1 protein-coding gene is annotated in these 292 nt (G+C 38.4%); it reads left to right on the forward strand.

Annotation, left to right across the window (positions count from 1 at the left end; genetic code table 11):
• Positions 1-3: 3 nt before the first annotated feature.
• A partial coding sequence (locus PZC42_RS20790; protein ID WP_277213982.1) for a diguanylate cyclase domain-containing protein occupies positions 4-292 on the forward strand: 289 nt, incomplete at its 3' end.

The raw sequence follows: 292 nt of genomic DNA on the forward strand, positions 1-292 counted from the left end.
TTTTTGCTAGATGGAAATGAAGTAACAGTCAGTGCGAGCTGCGGCATAAGCCTGTACCCGGAACATACTGACAATATGGATGCTCTGATGATAAACGCCGATGGAGCGATGTATGTTGCCAAGAAAAAGGATGGAAATAAAGCGATACTTTATGATGAGAAAATCAGCATAGAGAAAAACAAGAAACTACGTATTGAAGCGCGCTTAAGAAAAGCAATAAAAAATAAACAGATTGAAGTCTATTATCAGCCAAAAATCGATGCTCGTACTAATATAATGACGGGAGTTGAAG

This window comes from Isoptericola croceus (genome assembly GCF_029382255.1).
Lineage (GTDB): Bacteria > Actinomycetota > Actinomycetes > Actinomycetales > Cellulomonadaceae > Isoptericola > Isoptericola croceus.